We start from the raw sequence: 5558 nt of genomic DNA, 5'->3' as shown, positions 1-5558 counted from the left end.
TCGCCGTGGGCTTTCAGGACCAGGGCCAGGCGGAGTGGAAGGCGCTCGACGCCGCCGCCGCGATGGCGCCCGTGGCTCCGGGCCCGCGCAGCGGCGTGGAGCCGGTCCAGGCTCTGAGCAGCGTTTCGGACGCCGCCATGCGCCGCCGCGGCCTCCTCGCTGGCGAGGTCCGTCCGCTCGGCGAGGCCTGGCCCCGGAACTGGCTCTGATTTCCCGCGCGGAGTTGACGCGATCACTGACCGGCCCTAAACGCGCGGCCCTTGCGCCGGGGAGGGGCTGTCTTGGCGGACGTCATCGAAAACGATCTTTGCATCCGTCCGGAACAGGCCGCCGATGCAACGGGGATCGAGGCCCTGCTGGATCACGCCTTCGGGCCGGGACGCTTCGTCAAGGTGTCCGAACGCGTCCGCGAGATTGCGCGCTTCCGTCGTGACCTGTCCTTCTGCGCCGAGGCCGGCGGCGAGATCGTCGGATCCGTGCGTCTCTGGGATATCCGTATCGGCGAGACCCCGGCCCTCTTCCTGGGGCCCCTCGCCGTTCACTCCGGCCGGCGGCTCGATGGCCTGGGAGGGCGGCTCTTGGAGTGCGCCGGGGCCGCTGCGGACAAGCTTGGGCAGGGCCCGATCCTGCTGGTGGGCGATCCGCCCTTCTTCGAGCGTTTCGGCTACGCCGTGCCGCCGACGGCGGGGGTCCGGCTGCCCGGTCCGGTGGACCCCCGACGGGTCCTGGCCCGTGGCGCTGCGGGGCCGCTGAGCGGACCTGTGCGCGCCTGACCCGGGCCGAGGTTGAGCCTGGCCCCGAGCAGGCCTACCTTCCAGGCATGACCGAGACTCAACCCGCCTCCGGCCTCGAGGGCGTCGCCGCCGCCGCGCGACAGGCGCCAGGGCGGGGCCTGCCCCCCGTGCACCTGTGGAACCCCGCCCACTGCGGCGACATCGACATTGTGATCAAGCGCAACGGCCAGTGGTTCCATGAGGGAACGCCTATCGGCCGCGAGGCCCTGGTGCGCCTGTTTTCCACTGTCCTCCGCAAGGATCCTGACGGCTTTCACCTGGTGACGCCCGTCGAGAAGATGCGGATCACGGTGGAGGACGCCCCGTTCATCGCCGTGCGCGTCGACCGGGACGCCGGCGACCTGGTCTTCCAGACCAATGTGGGCGACGAGGTCCGGGCGGGGCCCGACAACGCCCTCAGGGTCGAGACGGATCCGGAAACCGGTGAGCCCCGGCCCTATCTGCATGTCCGCCGCGGCCTTGAGGCCCTGGTCGCGCGGCCCGTCTTCTACGAGCTGGTCGAGATGGCCGAGGAGGCGGGCGGTCGCCTCCTTGTCCGGTCCGGCGGCGCCGCCTTCGACCTCGGGTCAGCCGGAGACGGAGGGGCGTGAGCCCGCAACGGCTCGCGGAGCGGGGCGCCCGGCCCCTGCTGGAGGCGCGCCTGGCGGAGCGTCTGGATCCTCTTGCCGAGCGCTCCATTGAACAGATCAGTTCGGACTTCGACTTCGAGCCCGATCCCTATCTCCCGCCGCTCGAGACCCTCACTCCCGCCGCTGTTCTGGTGGGCCTGATCGAGAGGCCCTTCGGTTACTCGGTCCTCCTGACCACCCGGCTGGACACCCTGAGGCGCCACGCAGGCCAGATCGCCTTTCCAGGCGGCCGCAGTGACGCCGGAGAAGCCCCCTGGCAGACGGCCCTGAGGGAGGCCGAGGAGGAGGTCGCCCTGGCGCCCGGCCTCGTCTCGCCGGTGGGCCTGTCGACGCCCTACCGGACAGGCACAGGTTATCTGATCACGCCCGTTGTCGCCTTTATCGAGGAGGGCTTCCGGCTGGAGCCCAATCCGGAGGAGGTGGCCGACATCTTCGAGACGCCGTTCGCCTTCCTGATGGACGCCGCCAACCATGAGGTCCACGAGCGGGAGACGCCGACCGGCGACAGACGCCGGTTCTACGCCATGACCCATGAAGACCGGTTCATCTGGGGCGCCACGGCCGGGATGCTGCGCGTCCTGTCGCACCGCCTCTTCGGGCCCACCGCGTGAGCGCCTCCATCCCTCAGCTGACGGAAGCCGGGTGGATCTCTGATCCTGCCGCCGCCGCCGTGCTGGACGCCCTGGAGGCGGCGGGCGGGGCGGGATGTGTCCGCTTCGTCGGCGGCTGCGTCCGGAACGCCATCATGGGCCGCCCCGTCGCCGACATCGACCTCGCCACGGTCCTTGAGCCTGACGCGGTGACGGCGGCGCTCGAGGCCGCTGGTCTGAAGGCTGTCCCCACGGGCGTCGACCATGGCACGGTGACCGCCGTCAGCGGCGGCCGCGGCTTTGAGATCACCACCCTGCGGCGGGACGTCGAGACAGACGGCCGGCGGGCGGTGGTGGCGTTCAGCCGGGACTGGACGGAGGACGCCGCGCGGCGCGACTTCACGCTCAATGCGCTCTATGCGGACCGGACGGGCCAGGTCTTCGATCCGACCGGGGAAGGCCTGGCTGCGGCGCGGGCGGGGCGGATCGTGTTCGTGGGCGACGCCGAACGGCGCATCCGGGAAGATCACCTCCGGATCCTTCGCTATTTCCGTTTCCTGGCCCATTACGGCCGCGGCGACCCGGACGCCTCCGCCCTGGCCGCCTGCGAGGCCCACGCCTCAAGCCTCGCCAACCTCCCGGCGGAGCGGATTCAGAAGGAACTCCTTTCGCTCCTGTCCGCGCCGGACCCGCGCTCATCGGTCCGCCTGATGGCGGCGACGGGAGTCCTGTCGCGGATCCTGCCCTCCGCAGGCGATCTCTCCCGCCTTGAGGGGTGTTGCGAGGTCGAGGTCCTGGACGGAACCGCTCCGGACCCGGTCCTGAGACTTGGCGCCCTCCTTCCCGAAGCACCCGGCGACGTCGCCCGGGAGGCCGAGCGGCTGAGGCTGTCTGGCGCTCACAGGGACCGGCTGGTCGCCGCCGCCGGGCGGGAGCCGAGGCTGACCAGCTGGATGTCGACCCGACAGACGCGGCGGGCCCTTCACCTCCTGGGGGCGGCGGTCGTCCAGGATCGCCTCCGGATGGCCTGGGCCCGCGCCCCGCACGGCCCTGCGGCCCGGGACTGGAAGACGCACCTCGCCCTTTCCCGGTCCTGGACGCCAAGAACCCTAGGCCTTTCCGGGGCCGACGTCCTGGCGGCGGGCGCCCCACCCGGGCCGCGCGTCGGCGAGATTCTCAGGGAGCTTGAGACCTGGTGGATGGATGAGGACTTCCCGGAGGATCCTGACGTCGTGCGCGAAGGGCTGGCGGCCGTCCTGCGGGGGCTGGGGGCGTGACCTTGCGACTGGCGATCCTGGAGACCGGTGCGCCGCCCGGCGATCTCGCCGAGAGGTTCGGCGACTATCCCGCCATGTTCCGGCGTCTGCTGCTCCGCGACGGCGATGCCGCCGAGACCTTCGACGTCGCTTCGGCCAGGTTTCCGACGGACCCCGGCGCCTTTGACGCCTGTCTGGTCACAGGATCATCGGCCGGGGTCTACGACCCCCTCCCGTGGATCGCGCCGCTCAAGGACTTCCTGAACGCCGCCTCCGGGCGCACCGCGCTGATCGGGGTCTGTTTCGGCCACCAGGTCATGGCGGAAGCCTTCGGCGGGCAGGTGATCAAGTCGCCCAAGGGCTGGGGCGTCGGGCTGCACCGGTACGAGACCACAGGCGGGGGATGGCTCTCCGGCCTTCCGTCCCTGGCCGCGCCCGCCTCGCATCAGGACCAGGTGGTCGAGGCCCCGGCCGACGCCCGGGTTGTCGCGGCGAGCGACTTCACGCCGTTTGGCGCTCTCCACTACCCTGCCCGCAGGGCGATCTCGATCCAGCTTCACCCCGAGTTCGAGCCAGACTACGCCTGCGCCCTGATCGAGGCGCGTCGCGGGACCCGCTATACCGACGCCGAGGCTGACGCAGGCATCGCCAGCTATGGAACGACAGATGATCGGCTCGAGGTCGGCCGCCGGCTCAGGCGGTTCATTGAGACCGGCGGCGGCTGATCAGGGCCAGATCACCTCAGGCGGCATGGACGACAGGATGCTTTCGATGTTCCCGCCTGTCTTCAGGCCGAACATGGTCCCGCGGTCGTAGAGCAGGTTGAACTCCACATAGCGTCCGCGGCGGATCAGCTGCTCGCGCCGGTCGGCCTCCGTCCAGGGCTCGTGCATCCGGCCGCGGGCGATCCTCGGATAGACGTCGAGGAAGGCCTGGCCGACGTCCTGGGTGAACCGGAAGTCGCGCTCCCAGTCGCCGGAGTTGTGGTGGTCGTAGAAGATGCCGCCGATCCCCCGGGGCTCCTTGCGGTGCGGAAGGTAGAAGTACTCGTCGCAGCGCTGCTTGAAGTCCGGATACCAGGCCGGGTCGTGCCGGTCGCAGGCGGCCTTCAGGGCGGCGTGAAAGGTCACCGCGTCCGGAGCGTCCTGGCTGCGCTGCGCGTCGAGGGTGGGGGTGAGGTCCGCCCCGCCGCCGAACCAGCCCGTCTGGGTGGCCAGGAAGCGGGTGTTCATGTGCACCGCCGGAACCTTGGGGCTGCGCATGTGGGCGATCAGGCTGATCCCCGTGGCGGTGAAGCTGGGGTCCTTGTCGGCGCCAGGCATGTTCGCCGCCATCTCCGGCGTGAAGGTCCCATGCACCAGGGAGATATGGCAGCCCATCTTCTCGATGAACCGGCCGCCGCGCAGGAAGCCCATCACGCCGCCGCCTCCGGCCTCTCGCACCCAGGGCTTCAGCTCGAACTTCGCCGGCTCGCCGGGGAAGAGGTCGGCCGGGGCGTCGATCTCGAGCTGTTCGAAGGCGGCGACAATCCGGTCGCGCAATTCGTCGAACCAGGCGCGCGCGCGGGTGTTTCGGGACTCCAGGACGGCGGGGTCAATCATGGCTGGGAAAATCTTGCGGATGGAATTCAGGGAAGCGCCCGGTCTGACGAAGGGCCTCGGACAGGCCGATCGCCGCCGAGACGGTCACGTTGAAGGATCGGCGACCGCGGCTCAAGGGAATGATGACCCGGGCGTCCGCGTCGTCGTGGACGAAGTCCGGGACGCCCGCGCTTTCCTGCCCGAAGAGAAGGGTATCATCCGGCCGGAAGGCGAAATCGTGCAGCGGGACAGCGCCTCGGGTGGTGAAAAGGACGACCCGTCCCGGGACGGCGGCGCGGAAGACCTCCCAGCCAGGGTGCCGGACAACCTCCCCCGGATCCCCGTAATCCAGGGCCGCCCGGCGGATCGCCTTGTCCGAAAGCGGAAACCCGCAGGGCTCGATCACATGGACCGGCGTGCTGAGACAGGCCCCCAGGCGGATGGCGGCGCCAAGGTTTTGCGGAATGTCCGGTTGAAAAAGCGCGAGCAGCATTCTAAGCGATCCAGCCACGGGCTGCGCGCGTCCTGCAGCGAATCGATGGTCGTCCCGCCGGAGCCGGCGGACAGGCGACCGGCCGACTCGCTCGGGGGCGGCGCGTTCAGTCCGCGGGACCCTTACCAGATCATCTGGCGGGGTCGAGGTCGGACGGCGCTCAAGCGGCGCAGTCCACAAGCGAAGGGTGGCTTCAAGGTGGCCGACGGCGTGGCG

Annotated in this window: 8 protein-coding genes; 6 read left to right on the top strand and 2 right to left on the bottom strand. The window is 70.4% G+C overall.

What is annotated here, in order from left to right:
• From INE98_RS10940 to INE98_RS10915, 6 genes are all read left to right on the top strand, one after another.
• On the top strand, nt 1-209 hold a 209-nt coding region (locus tag INE98_RS10940; protein WP_293538895.1), incomplete at its 5' end, for a hypothetical protein.
• A gap of 72 nt (nt 210-281) precedes the next feature.
• Nucleotides 282-773 (top strand): GNAT family N-acetyltransferase, encoded by a 492-nt coding sequence (locus INE98_RS10935; RefSeq protein WP_293538893.1) that lies wholly within the window; start codon nt 282-284, stop codon nt 771-773.
• 47 nt (nt 774-820) lie between these two features.
• Nucleotides 821-1384 (top strand): DUF1285 domain-containing protein, encoded by a 564-nt coding sequence (locus INE98_RS10930; protein WP_293538892.1) that lies wholly within the window; start codon nt 821-823, stop codon nt 1382-1384.
• A complete protein-coding gene (locus tag INE98_RS10925) occupies nt 1381-2034 on the top strand; it encodes a CoA pyrophosphatase (RefSeq protein WP_293538890.1) in 654 nt (217 codons plus the stop codon). Before INE98_RS10930 ends, INE98_RS10925 begins: the two co-directional genes overlap by 4 nt.
• Entirely contained in the window at nt 2031-3290 is a 1260-nt protein-coding gene (locus INE98_RS10920; RefSeq protein ID WP_293538889.1) for a CCA tRNA nucleotidyltransferase, read from the top strand. The genes INE98_RS10925 and INE98_RS10920 overlap by 4 nt, the downstream gene beginning before the upstream one ends.
• Nucleotides 3287-3994, top strand: coding sequence for a type 1 glutamine amidotransferase (locus INE98_RS10915; RefSeq protein ID WP_367120190.1), 708 nt, complete (start codon nt 3287-3289; stop codon nt 3992-3994). Before INE98_RS10920 ends, INE98_RS10915 begins: the two co-directional genes overlap by 4 nt.
• On the opposite strand, the gene hemF is transcribed toward INE98_RS10915, so the two are convergent.
• Complete coding sequence (gene hemF, locus INE98_RS10910) at nt 3995-4870, bottom strand: oxygen-dependent coproporphyrinogen oxidase (RefSeq protein ID WP_293538887.1); 876 nt, start codon at nt 4868-4870, stop codon at nt 3995-3997.
• A complete protein-coding gene (locus INE98_RS10905) occupies nt 4863-5342 on the bottom strand; it encodes a tRNA (cytidine(34)-2'-O)-methyltransferase (protein ID WP_293538886.1) in 480 nt (159 codons plus the stop codon). Before INE98_RS10905 ends, hemF begins: the two co-directional genes overlap by 8 nt.
• Nucleotides 5343-5558: the final 216 nt, after the last annotated feature.

Source organism: Phenylobacterium sp., from assembly GCF_020253645.1.
Classification (GTDB): Bacteria; Pseudomonadota; Alphaproteobacteria; order Caulobacterales; family Caulobacteraceae; genus Phenylobacterium.
The sequence above is the reverse complement of the archived record's forward strand: the minus strand, read 5'-3'. Positions and strand labels throughout refer to the sequence as shown.

Bases quoted from the DNA above. Each gene is read 5' to 3' on its own strand.
- INE98_RS10930 (WP_293538892.1), top strand. From the start codon at position 821: ATGACCGAGACTCAACCCGCCTCCGGCCTCGAGGGCGTCGCCGCCGCC.
- hemF (WP_293538887.1), bottom strand. From the start codon at position 4,870: ATGATTGACCCCGCCGTCCTGGAGTCCCGAAACACCCGCGCGCGCGCC.
- INE98_RS10905 (WP_293538886.1), bottom strand. From the start codon at position 5,342: ATGCTGCTCGCGCTTTTTCAACCGGACATTCCGCAAAACCTTGGCGCC.